This window comes from Streptosporangium pseudovulgare (genome assembly GCF_014648055.1).
Lineage (GTDB): Bacteria > Actinomycetota > Actinomycetes > Streptosporangiales > Streptosporangiaceae > Streptosporangium > Streptosporangium pseudovulgare.
Map to the genome: position 1 here is coordinate 45791 of NZ_BMQJ01000012.1, position 15106 is coordinate 60896.

General features: G+C 71.9%; 13 protein-coding genes and 1 pseudogene. 3 read left to right on the forward strand and 11 right to left on the reverse strand.

The window, feature by feature from the left end; genetic code table 11:
* Positions 1 to 202: 202 nt before the first annotated feature.
* Entirely contained in the window at positions 203 to 1426 is a 1224-nt protein-coding gene (serB, locus tag IEZ10_RS22965) for a phosphoserine phosphatase SerB (protein ID WP_189248581.1), read from the forward strand.
* A 167-nt stretch (positions 1427 to 1593) separates the two neighbouring features.
* On the opposite strand, the gene IEZ10_RS22970 is transcribed toward serB, so the two are convergent.
* From IEZ10_RS22970 to IEZ10_RS22985, 4 genes are all read right to left on the reverse strand, one after another.
* Positions 1594 to 2067 carry a SixA phosphatase family protein gene (locus tag IEZ10_RS22970; protein WP_229811543.1) on the reverse strand — a complete coding sequence of 158 codons (474 nt, stop codon included), beginning with the start codon at positions 2065 to 2067 and terminating at the stop codon, positions 1594 to 1596.
* A gap of 419 nt (positions 2068 to 2486) precedes the next feature.
* Positions 2487 to 4820, reverse strand: coding sequence for a sodium-translocating pyrophosphatase (locus IEZ10_RS22975; RefSeq protein ID WP_189248583.1), 2334 nt, complete (start codon positions 4818 to 4820; stop codon positions 2487 to 2489).
* Positions 4821 to 5278: 458 nt separating this feature from the next.
* Positions 5279 to 5725, reverse strand: a complete 447-nt coding sequence (locus IEZ10_RS22980) for an ATP-binding protein (RefSeq protein ID WP_189248584.1) — start codon at positions 5723 to 5725, stop codon at positions 5279 to 5281.
* A 2-nt stretch (positions 5726 to 5727) separates the two neighbouring features.
* On the reverse strand, positions 5728 to 6078 hold the full coding sequence (locus IEZ10_RS22985) for an STAS domain-containing protein (RefSeq protein ID WP_030916965.1): 351 nt from the start codon (positions 6076 to 6078) through the stop codon (positions 5728 to 5730).
* A 154-nt stretch (positions 6079 to 6232) separates the two neighbouring features.
* Between IEZ10_RS22985 and IEZ10_RS22990 the strand changes: the two genes are divergently transcribed.
* Positions 6233 to 8728, forward strand: coding sequence for a DEAD/DEAH box helicase (locus tag IEZ10_RS22990; protein WP_189248585.1), 2496 nt, complete (start codon positions 6233 to 6235; stop codon positions 8726 to 8728).
* Positions 8729 to 8955: 227 nt separating this feature from the next.
* Here the strand turns inward: IEZ10_RS22990 and IEZ10_RS40020 are convergent, their stop codons facing one another.
* The 7 genes and pseudogenes from IEZ10_RS40020 to IEZ10_RS23025 all read right to left on the reverse strand — a co-directional run.
* Entirely contained in the window at positions 8956 to 9402 is a 447-nt protein-coding gene (locus IEZ10_RS40020) for an Rv3654c family TadE-like protein (protein WP_373287413.1), read from the reverse strand.
* Positions 9403 to 9659: 257 nt separating this feature from the next.
* Positions 9660 to 10028: a TadE family type IV pilus minor pilin gene (locus IEZ10_RS23000; protein WP_189248587.1), complete on the reverse strand. Its 369-nt coding sequence runs from the start codon at positions 10026 to 10028 to the stop codon at positions 9660 to 9662.
* Positions 10029 to 10234: 206 nt separating this feature from the next.
* Entirely contained in the window at positions 10235 to 10573 is a 339-nt protein-coding gene (locus IEZ10_RS40310) for a DUF4244 domain-containing protein (RefSeq protein ID WP_308426295.1), read from the reverse strand.
* Positions 10574 to 10772: 199 nt separating this feature from the next.
* A complete protein-coding gene (locus tag IEZ10_RS23010) occupies positions 10773 to 11135 on the reverse strand; it encodes a hypothetical protein (RefSeq protein ID WP_189248588.1) in 363 nt (120 codons plus the stop codon).
* Positions 11136 to 11224: 89 nt separating this feature from the next.
* Positions 11225 to 11806, reverse strand: coding sequence for a type II secretion system F family protein (locus IEZ10_RS23015; RefSeq protein ID WP_189248589.1), 582 nt, complete (start codon positions 11804 to 11806; stop codon positions 11225 to 11227).
* Between the two features lie 481 nt (positions 11807 to 12287).
* Complete coding sequence (locus tag IEZ10_RS23020; protein WP_229811545.1) at positions 12288 to 12977, reverse strand: type II secretion system F family protein; 690 nt, start codon at positions 12975 to 12977, stop codon at positions 12288 to 12290.
* A gap of 11 nt (positions 12978 to 12988) precedes the next feature.
* Positions 12989 to 13612, reverse strand: a pseudogene (locus IEZ10_RS23025) (ATPase, T2SS/T4P/T4SS family); the annotation flags it as partial.
* 28 nt (positions 13613 to 13640) lie between these two features.
* Between IEZ10_RS23025 and IEZ10_RS23030 the strand changes: the two are divergent.
* A complete protein-coding gene (locus IEZ10_RS23030) occupies positions 13641 to 15101 on the forward strand; it encodes a recombinase family protein (protein ID WP_189248591.1) in 1461 nt (486 codons plus the stop codon).
* The last annotated feature ends 5 nt before the right edge of the window (positions 15102 to 15106 follow it).

Here is a 15106-nt window from a genome sequence, read left to right on the forward strand (position 1 = left end):
AGGCCCCCGCCGGAAGGCGGGGGCCTTTCCGCGTGCCGGGCACGGGTCCCACGCGCACCGGACACGGATGCCGCGCCGGACGCGAGCCCCGCACACCGGCATATGAGGGGATGCGCCGGTTGTAAGGCGGGGGCGAACTCCAGGCGTCCGTATGGTGAACCGCATCCACGGCATTTTCCGCGGCCAAGTAGCGTAGATGGCGATGAACCAGCGCACGCTCCTGATCACGTTGACCGGGCCGGACCGGCCGGGTGTCACCTCCCGGCTCTTCTCCGTCCTCGCCGGTTTCCCCGTCGTCGTCGCCGACATCGAGCAGGTCGTCATCCGCAGCCGGCTCACCCTCGGTGTCCTCGTCGCCTACTCCGGAGGTCCGCCGACCGGCACCGGCGGCACCCTCGGCGCCATGTGGACCGCCGTCGAGCGCATCGCCGAGGACATGGGCCTGCACGTCGAGCTGACCACCGGAACCGACCTGCAGGAGAAGCGGCGGCGCGGGCGGCTGCACGTCACCGTCCTGGGGTCGCCCCTGCAGCCCGCCGCGATGGCCGGCATCGCGGGCCGGATCGCCGCGGCCGGGGCCAACATCGACCGCATCGAGCGCCTGTCCAACTATCCCGTGACCAGCATCGAGCTGTCCGTCTCCGGCGCCGACCCGGACATGCTGCGGGCCAGCCTCGCCGCCGCCGCGCACGCGCACCAGGTGGACGTGGCCGTGCAGCGGAGCGGCCTGTACCGCAGGGCCAAGCGGCTGATCGTGATGGACGTCGACTCCACGCTCATCCAGGACGAGGTGATCGAGCTGCTCGCGGCGCACGCGGGCTGCCTGCCGGAGGTCGCCAAGGTCACCGAGGAGGCGATGCGCGGCGAGATCGACTTCGCCGAGTCGCTGCGCCGCAGGGTCGCCCTGCTGGCGGGCCTGCCCGAGTCGGTCTTCGACACGGTCCGCAAGGAACTGGTGCTCACCCCGGGTGCGCGGACGCTCGTACGGACGCTCAAGCGGCTCGACTACCGGTTCGCGATCGTCAGCGGCGGGTTCACCCAGCTCACCGATGCCCTCGTCGAGGACCTCGGGATCGACTACTCCGCGGCCAACACCCTGGAGGTGATGGACGGCGTGCTGACCGGCCAGGTGGTCGGCGAGATCCTCGACCGCCCCGGCAAGGCGCGGGCGCTGGAGCGCTTCGCCCGGGAGGCGGGCATCCCGATCAGCCAGACCGTGGCCATCGGCGACGGCGCCAACGACCTGGACATGATCTCGGCGGCCGGCCTGGGCGTCGCGTTCAACGCCAAGCCGGTGGTGCGCGAGGCCGCCGACGCCGCGGTCAACGTGCCCTACCTCGACTCGATCCTCTACCTGCTCGGCATCCCGCGCGCCGAGGTCGAGGCCGCCGACGCCGAGGACGGTGTCGTCTCGCCGAAGCCGTGAGCGCGGCCGATCCCGGATGGAGCGGCTCCGCGCGCCGTTCCGTCCGGGAGCCCGTGAGCCGGGGTGGAGACCCGCCCCGGCCGGTTCACGGGCCGGCCTCTCAGCGCCGCCCCGGCTGGTTCACGGGCGGCCCCTCAGTGCCGCCCCGGCTGGTTCACGGCGGTCTCTCAGCGCCTTCCCGGTGCCCAGCGGGCGACCCCGCGGCCCGCGCCGAGTCCGATCCACTCGTCCTCGGTCTCCAGGACGGTGAACGCGCCGGGCGGGAAGCCGTCGCCGCCGTCCGCGCCGGCGAGACCCATGACGAGCTCGTGGACGCCGGGGTTGTGGCCGACCAGCACCAGCGTGCGGACCTCGGGGTCGCTCCGCCTGAGCAGCTCAAGAAGCTCGTCCGGATACGCCTCATAGATGCCCGACTCGAATCTGACGTCCGTGTCGGGCAGGGCCAGCTCCGCCGTCCGCCGGGTGCGCAGCGCGGGTGAGCACAGCGCCACCTCGGGACGCAGCCCCAGACCGGCGAGTGCCTCGCCCGCCTCGCGGGCGTCTCGCTCGCCGCGCGCCGTCAGCGGACGCTCACGGTCGGCCAGGCCGGGGACGGTGGCGGCCTCGGCGTGCCTGAGGACGACCAGCGTGCGCGCCGTCACCCCGACGCCCATATGGCGAGCCCGACGATCACCGCGAACACCACGGCCATCCCCAGCAGGATGAGCAGGAGCGTCTTGCCCCCGGAGGGCTGCTGTTCCATCAGATCCGCCGTTCCGTAGGGTCCGGGGAGAAGGGCGCCGGGACGGTCCGGCGCGACCGCCTCCCCGGCGCGGTCCGCGGGTCCGGGGCGGAACGGCCGCTCGCCGCGTGAAGTGGAGAAGTCACGTGGTCCAGTTTCCCACCGCACCACCCCGCACACGTGAAAGGGGTGCGCCGCTCCGGCGCACCCCTTTCACGGACTTCACGGACCTCGCCCGGCCGTACCCGGCCCGGCCTTCGCAGGCCGTATCCGGTTCCGCCGGCCGTACCCGTCCTCCGGCTCAGCCCGCCTCCCGGGGGTGGAGCCGGAGGGCGGTCCTCAGCTCGGGATCTGCTCCGGCTCCCGGTCGGCGGGCCGGTCCTCCGCCGGGGCGATGCTCGCCGACCGGCGCTTGGAGATCACCACCACGCTGACGACGATGGCGACCGCGACCAGGCTGGCGCCGATCCGCAGTCCCGGGTTGTCGGCGTAGGCCACCACCGCCGGAGCGATGAGCAGCGCCACCAGGTTCATCACCTTGATCAGCGGGTTGATCGCCGGACCGGCGGTGTCCTTGAACGGGTCGCCGACGGTGTCGCCGATGACGGTCGCCGCGTGCGCCTCGGAGCCCTTGCCACCGTGGTGGCCGTCCTCGACGAGCTTCTTCGCGTTGTCCCAGGCGCCGCCGGAGTTGGCGAGGAAGACCGCCATCAGGGTGCCGCAGGCGATGGCCCCGGCGAGGAAGGCGCCGAGGGAGGCGTATCCGAGGGCGAAGCCGACCGCGATGGGGGTGAGAACGGCCAGCAGACCCGGCGTGGCCAGCTCCCGCAGCGAGTCACGGGTGCAGATGTCGACCACCCTGCCGTAGTCCGGCAGCTCCGTCCCGGCCATGATGCCCGGCTTGGTACGGAACTGCTCGCGCACCTCGAAGACGACCCGCCCGGCCGCGCGGCCGACTGCCATGATGGCCATGCCGGAGAACAGGAACACCACCGACGCCCCGATGATCAGGCCGACCAGGACGTTCGGGGAGTCGACGCTGAGACTGAAGGTCTTGAAGCTGCCCAGCGCCCCCTGCACGCTCGCCGACGCCTTGGCCAGCTCCGTCTCGACCGACGTCCGGAACGCGCCGAACAGCGCGGTAGCGGCGAGCACCGCCGTGGCGATCGCGATGCCCTTGGTGATGGCCTTGGTGGTGTTGCCCACGGCGTCCAGCGACGTGAGCACCTGGGCGCCCTCCCCCTCGACGTCGCCGGACATCTCGGCGATGCCCTGGGCGTTGTCGGAGACCGGCCCGAAGGTGTCCATCGACACGATCACACCGACCGTGGTCAGCAGGCCGGTCCCGGCCAGCGCCACGGCGAACAGGGCGATGGTGACGTTGCCGAAACCGAGCAGGAACGCGCCGTAGACGGCGGCGCCGATGATCAACGCCGAGTAGACCGCCGACTCCAGGCCCACGCTGATGCCGGACAGGATGACCGTGGCGGGACCGGTGCGCGAGCTCTCACCGATGTCCCGTACCGGGCGGCGGTTCGTCTCGGTGAAGTAGCCGGTGAGGATCTGGATGGCGCTGGCCAGCACCAGGCCGATGAGCACCGCGCCGATCGCGATCAGACGCGGGTCGGAGGTGACGGAGGCGATCTGCGGGCTCACTCCGGACAGCTCGGAGAAGCTGCTCGGCAGGTAGAGGAAGGCGGCCACGGCGACGAGCACCGCCGAGATGATCGCCGAGATGAAGAAGCCGCGGTTGATCGCGCTCATGCCGGAGCGGTCACCGCTCCGCGGGGCGGTGGTGAAGATGCCGATGACCGCCGTGATGACCCCGATCATCGGGACGATCAGGGGGAAGACCAGGCCCTCGGTGCCGAAGGCGACCTTGCCCAGGATGAGGCTGGCGACGAGCATGACCGCGTACGACTCGAACAGGTCGGCCGCCATGCCCGCGCAGTCGCCGACGTTGTCACCGACGTTGTCGGCGATGGTGGCGGCGTTGCGCGGGTCGTCCTCGGGGATGCCCTGCTCGACCTTTCCGACCAGGTCGGCGCCGACGTCGGCCGCCTTGGTGAAGATGCCGCCGCCGACCCGCATGAACATGGCGAGCAGCGCGGCGCCGAAGCCGAAGCCCTCCAGCACCGCGGGCGCGTCGCCCCGGTAGATCAGGACCACGATGGCCGCGCCGAGCAGGCCGAGACCGACCGTGATCATGCCCGCCACGCCGCCGGTGCGGAAGGCGATCCGCATCGCGCGCTTCTCGCCCGACTCGCGGGCCGCCGCAGCGACGCGGACGTTGCCGCGCACCGCCAGCCACATTCCGATGAAGCCGGTCAGCGCGGAGAACAGGGCTCCGACGATGAAGAAGACCGACCGGCCGATGGCCGTGCCGGTCGAGGGGGCGGGGAGGAGATAGAGCAGGAAGGGAATCAGGATCACGAAGATCGCGAGCGTCCGGAACTGCCGCGCCAAATAGGCGGAGGCTCCCTGCTGTACGGCTCGCGCGATGTTCTGCATGCGTTCGGTGCCCTGGCCGGCGGCCAGCACCTCCCGCACCAGGACACCCGCTACGGCGAGCGCCAGTAGGGCCACGACGGCCACGACGATCACAATGGTGGAGTGGGAACCGCTCAGGGATACCGCTGGCTCATCGGCAACGGCTGATCGAAGCACAGACATCCGACTCTCCTCGGCAAGACGGGTTCACGTCCTGCCCGGAGTGCGCCGCCGTGGATGGTCGACAGAAGCGGCACACATCCGGGTATTGGCAGTGCCGCTTCCGGTTGCGTCCGCAGACCTCCTCCGGGGGCCGGGCCCGCTGACGGGCCGGTCCGAAGGACAAACCTTGGCCGGTCCAGGGAGTCTACGCAGCGTCGCTGCGGATATAAAGCCTCCGCGCACGGTGAATTGACAGCGTGTTTGGCCGAACCTTGTCAAGAAGCCCGCCGACGAGGTCGATTCGTCTGACACGGTGCGCCCGGAACCAGGTTTCAAGCATTTTTCGGTCTTCAGGGGCAAAAATTATGCTTTGACCGAAAATGAGGGATCGAGAGCGCGGACGGCCGGGTGCCCCGGTGAGGCACCCGGCTACCGGAATCCATGAACGTCGGATCGGGTCCGTCCCGGCCGCGGCCGGGTCAGATCCGGGGCAGGCCGTTGGGAGCCGCGGGCCAGCTCATGCGGATGCGCATGCCCTTGGGGCTCGGATAGACCTGGACCTCGTCCGCGAGTCCCGCGATGACCGCGATGCCGAAACCGGACATCAGGGTATCGGGGAGCTGCCCGAGCGGATCATCGATCCGTAACATCCCGCGATCATGCTCCAACTCGTCGCTGGGGGCCGAGTCGGTGACGGTCACCTCGAAACGCCCCAGGTCGTCGGAGAGCTCGATGCGGATCGGCTCCCCCGGACAGTGAAGGCGGTGCGCCTCGACGGCCCGGGAGCACGCCTCCCCGACGGCGAGCCGTACCTCGTCCAGCACCGACTCCTCCACCCCGGTGCGCCTGGCGATCGCGGTGGCGACCAGGCGTGCCGTTCGGACGTGGGCGGGAAGCGCGCTGAACGTCAGCTCGACGGTGGCCATGACTACTTGTCTCGGCCGTGAGCTTCCTTGGCCTCATCGACCGAGGCGTAGATCCCGAAGACCTTGGTCAGACCGGTGATCCGGAAGATCTTCAGGATGCGCTCCTGGGTGCAGACCAGCTCCAGCGAGCCGTCGTGCGCCCGAACTCGCTTGAGCCCGCCGACCAGGACACCAAGGCCCGTGGAGTCGAGGAAGTCGACCTTCTCCATGTTGACCAGGAGGTGGAAGTTTCCCTTGTTGACCAGGTCGATCAGGAGCTCACGCAATCTGGGCGCGGTGTAGACATCGATCTCACCCTCGACCTCGACGATGGTGAGACGGTCCTCGGAATGGTGGTCCAACTTCAGATCCACAGATCCTCCAGCGCCTTGCCTGCGAAAGTACCGATTCAGGCGTGACTCCCCGGGGCCGGGCGGCCCCAGACGACAAGCCCTGACGCGCGGCATTCAACCATGCGTACGCTCAGTGTCTATACGAAATCACGATTCCCGGCGACTCTGCCCACAGATGCAAGACTGGAAACCAGTGACTCCGCTCTCATCTTCGCCGCTTCGGGCGGGCTCCGCGCTCGCCCGTCTGCTCGACGTTCCCGCACGTCGGGCGCGAGTGACCCATGTCGAGCACGTCCCGGCCCGGCCCGCTGCGCCGTTGAGCTGGCCGGATTGGGTGGACGAACGCCTGGTTACGCGCTGGGCGAACCTGGGCGTCAGCGGCCTGTGGCGGCACCAGATCGAGGTGGCCGAACTGGCCCGCGGCGGGCAAAACGTGATCATTGCCACAGGGACCGCCTCGGGCAAGACCCTCTCCTATCTCGTCCCGGCCGTCTCCGAGGTGCTCGACGGCGGCACGGTGCTCTACCTGACGCCGACCAAGGCGCTGGCCGCCGACCAGCTGCGCACGCTGACCGAGCTCGACCCGCCGGAGCTGCGCGCGGCCACCTTCGACGGCGACACCTCCTTCGAGGAACGGGCGTGGGCCCGGCGGCACGCCAACTACCTCCTCACCAACCCCGACATGCTCCACCGCACCCTGCTGCCCCGGCACGCCCAGTGGTCGGCCTTCTGGCGGCGGCTGCGGGTGGTCGTGGTCGACGAGTGCCACGGCTACCGGGGCGTGTTCGGCTCGCACGTGGCGCAGATCCTGCGCCGGCTGCGACGGGTCTGCGCCAGGTACGGCTCCCGCCCGGTCTTCCTGCTCTCCTCGGCCACCGCCAGTGAGCCCGGCGCCTTCGCGGCGCTCCTGACCGGCCTGCCCGCCGAGGAGGTGACCGTCGACGCCTCTCCCCGGGGCACGACCACCTTCGCCCTGTGGGAGCCGCCCCTGACCGAGTTGCGCGGCGAGGGCGGCGCCCCCGTGCGCCGTCCCGCGACGATGGAGAGCGCCGAGCTGCTCGCCGACCTGGTGGCCGGAGGGGTCCGCACCCTGGCCTTCGTCCGCTCGCGCCGCGCCGCCGAGTCCGTGGCCCTCACCACCCGGGCGAGGCTGGAGGACCTGGCCGCCGACGTGGGAAGGCCCGTCGGCGGCACGAGGACGGCCGCCGACGACGCGGAGACGCCCGCCGTTGGCACCGGAACACCTTCAGGTGAGGTGGAGACGCCCGCCGATGACACCAGGACGCCCACCGGCGGTATCAGGACACCCGGCGGCGGCGCCGGGATGCCCGCCGGCCTTCCGGGCAAGGTGGCCGCCTACCGGGCCGGGTATCTCGCCGACGACCGCCGGCGGCTGGAGCGGGCCTTCCGGTCCGGTGAGCTGCTGGGGCTGGCCACGACCAACGCGCTGGAACTCGGCGTCGACGTGTCCGGACTGGACGCCGTGCTCATCGCGGGCTGGCCGGGCACCCGGGCCTCCCTCTGGCAGCAGGCCGGCCGGGCGGGCCGGGAGGGGCAGGACGCCCTGGCCGTTCTCATCGCCAGGGACGACCCCCTGGACACCTATCTGGTCCACCACCCGGAGGCCCTGTTCGGCCGGCCCGTCGAGGCGATCGTGCTGGACCCCGGGAACCCCTACGTGCTGGGCCCGCACCTGTGCGCCGCCGCCTCCGAGATCCCGCTCACCCCCGACGACCTGGAGATCTTCGGCCCGTCCGCCAAGGAGGTGCTCGCCGGCCTCGTCGAGGACGGGCTGCTCCGGCAGCGCGCCACCGGATGGTTCTGGACCAAGCGGGAACGGGCCACCGACCTCGCCGACATCCGGGGAGCCGGTAGCTCGCCGGTCCAGGTCGTGGAGGCGTCCACCGGGCGGCTGCTCGGCACCGTGGACGAACCCTCGGCCCACACGACCGTGCACGCCGGGGCCGTGTACGTCCATCAGGGGGAGACGTTCCTGGTGGAGGAGCTCGACCTGGACGCCGGGGTGGCCCTCGTGGAGGCCGGGACACCGGACTACACGACGTTCGCCCGGGACGTCACCGAGATCTCCATCCTCGAATCACTGTGTTCGCGGCCCCTGGGCCCGGGTGAGCTCCACTTCGGCTCGGTGGAGGTCACCCGCCAGGTCGTGTCGTATCTCAAACGCCGCACCCAGAGCGGCGAGCTCCTCGGGGACGAGGACCTCGACCTGCCGCCACGCACCCTGCGCACCCGGGCGGTCTGGTGGACCCTGCCCGTCTCCGTGATCACCCCTCTCGCCGAGGAGGGCCTGGACCTGGGCGGGGCCGCGCACGCGGCGGAACACGCCTCCATCGGCCTGCTGCCGCTCTTCGCCACCTGCGACCGCTGGGACATCGGCGGTGTCTCCACCGAACTGCATCCCGACACCGGCCTGCTCACGGTCTTCGTCTACGACGGCCACGAGGGCGGCGCCGGCTTCGCCGAGCGCGGCTACGCCCGGGCCCTCGACTGGCTCACGGCCACCCGCGAGGCCATCGCCTCCTGCGAGTGCGACCACGGCTGCCCCTCGTGCATCCAGTCGCCCAAGTGCGGCAACGGAAACGAACCTCTGGACAAGGCCGGCGCACTCCGGCTCCTCGCCGTCCTGCTCTCCCTCGGGACACGTTCCTAGCGCGGCGCGGGGAACCCCCGGCACGGCTCATGAGCTCGCGCGCTTCGGGAAAGCCCCTGACGCGACGCGAAGCCGCGCGGCAGGGGAATCCGACGGGGAAACCCCGACACGGCTCATGAGCCCGCGCCCTTCGGGAAAGCCCTTCGGCGTAGCGCGAAACGCGCTTCCGCATGGCTGCCGAGCCGTACTCCCGCGGAACGGCTCCGCCGGACGACCGGTCAGCCGCCTCAGGGGCCCACCGACGGATCCGCCGGGGACTCGGCGATGTACACCGGCCCGGCCCGGGCGAGCGCGGTGATCGGCCGAGGACCGAGAACGGGCAGCGACAACCGTACGGTCACCTGGATGTCGGCGATGCCGTCCTGGCCGACGGCGCATCCGGTGACCTCTGCGCCGTTGGCCCGGGCCAGCGCCTCGGCCCGCGCGCATCCGCGGTCGGGAACGACGAAGGCCAGCCGGGCGGCGGCGAGCGCGCTCAGGTCGGCGGCACTCTGCGCGCGATGTCTTCCCACCCTGGCCGCGCCGACGGCCATGAGCGCCGCCGCCACGGCCCATACCGCCGCCACCACGGCAACCGCCCAGATCGTCGCCGACCCTCGCTCTCGCCGGGCTCGGCTCCGCGCCGCCGCCCCGCCTTCGTGCCCATGGTCACGAACCGTGCTCGCTTCCGTCACCGTACCCACTGCCGCTCCTCGACCATTCGCCGGCAACGCTCCCGGGCGCCGACCGCTCCTCGTCTGCCCCCCCGGTGCCGGCCGCTCGCTCCTCGTCCCTGCTGCCGGGCGTCGATTGCTCCTCATCTGCGCTCTCCCGGCGTCGGCCGCTCCTCGTCCCCATTGCCGGGCGTCGGCCGCTCCTCGCCCCCGCCTCACCCGTTCGCCGTTTCGGCCTCGGATGAAACGGTCCGTCAGGCTGTTCGTGCCTCCCCGGCTCACGGCTCCCCCATGGACCCACCGGACGCTTCCGGCGCACCGGGAACTCCGGGCTCCGGCGCGGCGACGGCGGACGCACCGACCTCGACAGCGGGAAGCGTGGAACCCCAGCGAGGCCGGACACGCGCGGCGACCTCGACCCGGACGGTCTCCGCGGTCACGTCCACCCTGACCGACGCCCCCACCGGGGAGAGGGCGAGAACGTCGGCACGCACCCGCTCTGCGGGCTCTCCCCGGGCCGCGGCCCGGGCACCGGCCCGGGCCGCGTCGACGCATTGAAGCTGCGCCCCGACCGCCGCCACCGCCCACAGAGCGGCGGCCAGCACCACCACGACGGCGGGCAGCACCACGGCTGTCTCGGCGGTCACCGACCCCCCGGAACGGCGCGGGCGGGCGAGGGCGCCAACCCGCCTCCCGAGCCGGCCAACCGGCCTCCCGAGCCGATGGAACCGGACAGACCATCGGGACCGAGCGAACCGGCGGAGCCTGGTGGACTGATGAGCTCGGGCACCCGGCCTCGGACGGATACGGACGCGAGATCTCGAATGGGGAGAGGCGAGTGCGTTCGCCGGGCTCATCCGGCCACGTTCAACGCTCGATTGATCAGTTTGGAGATCATCTCCTGGACCTCCGGACTCGTGACCACTTTGAAGAGCAGTGCGGCGAACGCGCAGGCGGCGATCGTGCCGACGGCGTACTCGGCGGTGGACATGCCACGGTCACGGTCTGGGCCGGTGAGGGCGGCCGTCCGCCGGGCCAGAGCCTCGCGCGCCCGCGAGGACAACCTCCCCGCCCAGCGCCGCGACCGTACGCGCCACCCGTCCGGCGAGAGCGTCGGCACGCTGCGCAGCGGCCCCCTGCGGACGCAGCCGGAGAACGAGCCGGCGGCGGGTGAACTCGGCGAACGAACCATGTCTCCTCCTGGATGCCGCGACCGGACCCCATGCCCGGTGCCTGCGAAGCCAGGGTCGCCGATGCGGGTAGGCGCAGAGGGAGGCGAACGGCGTTCTGGGGATAACCCGGAGACCAGGAGGCTTCCTGTGGAAAACCTTGCTCCCCGTCCGAAGCGCACGGCGAGCGGCGGCGGGGTCTGTGGGAGACGCCCGAAATCGTCATCGACGAGGTCGGGAACCTTCCCGGGCCCGCCTGACCGGCTCGGTGACGAGGCGGACCACAGCGTCCACGGTCGCCTCATGGACCCCCGGATCCTCGAACGGACTCAGGAGAATCACCCCCATGAGCCCATCGATGATCGAGAGGGTGAGCCGGACGAGCGTGTCGTGGTCGATCCCTGAACGCGGTTCGCCCACGGACTCGGCACAGCCGAAGACCCTGCCGAAGACCCTGCCGAGATCGCCGCGGGCCTCCCGGTTCGGTTTCTCGATCGACGCGGCGAACTCGGGATGGACGACGGCTCTGACGTAGAAGACGGCCCTCGCCGCACGTGTGAGAGCCGCCGCCGTACCGAACGCCATGGAAACGGAGTCAGCCGGACACGAAACCCCGCCGACGGGGCGCAGGACACGCCGCGGAGCCCCTTCCCCTGCCACGCCATGACCGGGCGTCAGGGAAGGAGCACCTCACCGGCGAGACCGGCGACGACGGGGATGATCCCGAGGAGGACGAAGGCGGGCAGGAAACAGAGTCCGAGCGGGGCGACGGCCTGAACTCCGACTCGACGGGCCGCGGCGGAGGACGCGGCTCGTGCCTCGTGACGGGAGTCGTCGGCCAACCGGGTGAGGACATCGGCCACCGGGGCACCACTGAGAGCCGTCCTGCTCATCGTCCGCGCGAGAGGAGCCAGCGGGCGGTCGGCCGAGAGGGCCCGCCAGGCGCTCTCGGGTGCCGCGCCCAGCCTCAACTGCCCGCCCACCCAGGCCAGCCGGTCCGCGATCGGCCCGCCGATCGCCTCGGCCGTGACGTCGACGGCCCCGGTGACCGGTTGCCCGGCGCGGAGGCAGGCGACCATGAGGTCCGCCGCCAGCGGCAGGTCGGCCGCCACACGGTCGTGCTCACGGTGCGGCCCGGGAGGCTCTCGCCTGCGGAGCATCACCCACGTGACAACGGCGCCGAGCGCTCCCGCGGCGACCCCCGGAGCATCCTCGACGAGGAGGAACACCGCGACGCCCACGGCGGCGCAGCACATCGTCTCTCTCCGGCCCAGCCGCCGTCTCGCGGCCTGGGCGCCGTTCGCCTCGGGTGGGCGGAACGGGGGTGCCTCACCTCCCGCCCGTGGCGCTCCCGTCCTTCCCGGGATCCCCGGGCCTGCCGGAGCCGCCGGGCCCGGGGATCCCGGTGGGCCCGGAGCCGGCCCGGCCCGGTGAATCCGGTGGACGCGCCGGGCCGGGTCGTCGGGTGGTATCCACAGCCAGCCCGCGAGCGCGGTGAGCATGACGGTGAGCAGTCCGATCATCTGTCTCTCCCCGAGTCGTTCCTCATGCTTCCCGGACCTCGCGCTTCCCGGACCTCGCGCTTCCCGGGTCTCACGCTTCTTCGGCTTCCGTTCCTCCGCGTGCTCACTGCTCCCGAACGCGCCGCCTCCGGTGCCCGCGGGCACCTGGACCCACCGCCTCCCGGCCCGGGGCCGCCCTTCCTCCGGGCTTCCGGTGCCGTCTCCCGCCCCACGGTCAGGACCGTTCCGCGCGGGCCGCCAGGCGGTGGGTCCACCACAGGCCGCAGCCGTCGAGCGCCAATCCGGCGAGCAGGCAGCCGAACCCCGCCGGACCGCCGAACAGGAAGTGCAGCGGCCGCATGCCGAGACCGGTGGCCATGACCAGGCCGAGGGCTGGCAGGACCGCCAGCAGGCGTGCGGTGGCACGCGGACCGGCGAGCTGGGCGGCGACCTCCTGGCGATGTGCCTGGGCCTCCCGCAGCGAGGCGGTCACCCGGTCGACGAGGACCGACAGCCCCGCCCCGGCGGTCGTGCTCACCCGCCAGCAGGCGGCCAGCCCGCGGAACGCCTCTCCCCCGTGCTGCGGCGCCGCGGCCAGCAGGGCGGCGGGAACGTCTCCCCCGTCTCTCGCCGCCGCCACCAGCGGCCGGACCACCACCGGGTCGGGGAACTCCACGACCGCCGCGGCCCGGGCCAGCGCCTCACCGGGTGCCCGCCCCGCGGTCAGCTCGGCCGCCAGCCCCTGGCACAGCTCCAGGGAGGCGGCCCGCCAGGCCGCGGCGCGCCTGGCGGGCCTGGAACGGCCGGTGATCCGCTCCTTCAGGGGCGGAACCCGGCGGAAAGGACGGCGGCCCATCCGGAGGAGACGCGCCGTCCCCGGATCCGGCCCGGTCCACAGCCAGGCGGCCAGGGTTGCGAGGAACACGGCCGCCGCCGTCATGACCATGCTTCCGGGGCACCGGAGTCCGGGCGGACCGCCACGGTGGTGAGGCCCGGGATCCGCTCCCTGAGGGCCGCGAACCCGGGGCCGGGAATCGCCTCGCCCCCGGCAGGGAAGGTGAGGGCCGGTTCGGCGTCCACCAGACCCGAGGGGCGTCGGACCATCATGCAGATCTCGGCCACCCTGCGGCGGCCGCCGGCGTGCCCGCGCACAAGGTGGATGACCACGTCCAGAGCGGCGGCGATCTGGCTGTGGACGGCCTCGCGGCTGAGACCCGCGGCGCACGCCAGGGCCTCCAGCCGGGGCGGCACGTCGGTCGCGGTGTTGGCGTGGAGGGTGCCGCAGCCGCCCTCGTGCCCGGTGTTCAGCGCGGCGAGGAGGTCGACGACCTCCGCGCCCCGCACCTCGCCGACGACAAGGCGGTCCGGGCGCATCCGGAGGGCCTGGCGGACGAGGTCGCGCAGGCAGACGCCGCCCACTCCCTCCAGGTTGGCCGGGCGGGACTCCAGGCGCACCACGTGCGGGTGCTCCGGCCTCAGCTCCGCGGAGTCCTCCACCAGGAGCAGCCGGTCACCGGGGTCGGCGAGGGACAGCAGGCTCGACAGCAGCGTGGTCTTGCCGAAACACCATTTGTGACACCATTAAACCATGAGCACGTACACCCCCCACAGAGTCGTGATCCTGTGCCGGATCAGCGACGCCCGCGATGAGGACACGACCGGAGTCGACGACCAGGAGAAACACTGCCGAGGGCTGGCCGACCGCCTGGGCTGGAAGGTCTGGAAGGTCGTGGTGGAGAACGACGTGTCCGCCTACAAACGGCGGAAGATCCAGCTCCCGGACGGCACCTACGGCCTGCGGACCGTCCGGCCCGGCCTGCGCGACGCGATCGCGTGGCTGTCGACGGGCGAGGCCGACGCGCTGATTGCCTACGACCTTGACCGGGCCGTGCGTGACCCCCGCGACCTTGAAGACCTGATCGACGCCGTCGAGCTGAGGAAGCCCCGGCCTCCGGTGGAGTCCGTCACCGGGTCGCTGCGGCTGGCGAACGACGCCGATATCACCATGGCGCGGGTCATGGTGGCGGTGGCCAATAAGGCCTCCCGGGATACGGCCCGCCGCGTAGCGAACGCCCGCCTGCGCAAGGCGACCAACGGCGAGTACAGCGGCGGGATCCGCCCGTTCGGCTTCCTGAAAGACGGCGTCACGGTGGAGCCGGCCGAAGCGGCCGAGATCGTCAAGGCGACGGAGGCCCTTCTCGCGGGGGCGAGCCTGCGGTCCGTCGTTCGCTCGATCAACGCGGCAGGCGTTAAGACGTCGCGCGGCAAGGAGTGGAACACGGTCGAGTTGCGGGACATGCTCCGGCGGGCCAGGAACGCTGGCCTCGCCGTCTACAAGGGCGAGGTGGTAGGCCAGGCCTCCTGGCCCGCCATCGTCCCCGAAGAGTCCTGGCGCGCGGTCGTCGCGTTGCTGAACGACCCGGCGCGCAGGACGTCACCGGGCAACCGGGCTCGCTGGCTCGGGTCCGGCCTCTACATCTGCGGAGGGTGCGGGGAGACCGTCATCTGCTCCCGTTCCGGCCCGGCCACGAGGCCCTACTACCGGTGCCGCCCACCGCGCGGAGGCGCCCAGCGGCCGGGCAACCACGTCACGCGGACGGCGGAACTGCTGGACGAGCACGTAGAGGAACTGATCATCGAGCGACTGTCCCGGCCGGATGCGGCTGATCTGTCGCTTCAGGACCAAGGGGAGGACGTGGCGCCCCTGCACGTGGAAGCCGTCACCCTGCGGGCCCGGCTCGACGAGCTGGCCACGCTGCACGCTGACGGCGAGATCGACGCCCGCCAGCTCAGCACGGGAAGTATCCGGCTCCGGAACCAGCTCAAGGACATCGAAAACCGGATCACCGCAGCGAGCCAGGGGAACGTGTTCGCCGGGGTCGTCGGCACGGAGGACACGCGGGCCACGTGGAAGCGGCAAGACCTCGGCCGGAAGCGCGCCATCCTCGACGCGTTGATGACTGTGACCATCATGCCCGCCCGGCACGGGCGAGGCCCCGACGGCAGTTACTTTGACCCGGCCTCGGTCAGGATCGAACCGAAGCGGTGACCGGC

Excerpts from the sequence above, each read along its gene's own strand:
- serB (WP_189248581.1), top strand. The coding sequence starts at position 203 with ATGAACCAGCGCACGCTCCTGATCACGTTGACCGGGCCGGACCGGCCG.
- IEZ10_RS22975 (WP_189248583.1), bottom strand. The coding sequence starts at position 4,820 with ATGTCTGTGCTTCGATCAGCCGTTGCCGATGAGCCAGCGGTATCCCTG.
- IEZ10_RS22980 (WP_189248584.1), bottom strand. The coding sequence starts at position 5,725 with ATGGCCACCGTCGAGCTGACGTTCAGCGCGCTTCCCGCCCACGTCCGA.
- IEZ10_RS22990 (WP_189248585.1), top strand. The coding sequence starts at position 6,233 with ATGCAAGACTGGAAACCAGTGACTCCGCTCTCATCTTCGCCGCTTCGG.
- IEZ10_RS40310 (WP_308426295.1), bottom strand. The coding sequence starts at position 10,573 with ATGGTTCGTTCGCCGAGTTCACCCGCCGCCGGCTCGTTCTCCGGCTGC.
- IEZ10_RS23010 (WP_189248588.1), bottom strand. The coding sequence starts at position 11,135 with ATGGCGTTCGGTACGGCGGCGGCTCTCACACGTGCGGCGAGGGCCGTC.
- IEZ10_RS23015 (WP_189248589.1), bottom strand. The coding sequence starts at position 11,806 with ATGTGCTGCGCCGCCGTGGGCGTCGCGGTGTTCCTCCTCGTCGAGGAT.
- IEZ10_RS23030 (WP_189248591.1), top strand. The coding sequence starts at position 13,641 with ATGAGCACGTACACCCCCCACAGAGTCGTGATCCTGTGCCGGATCAGC.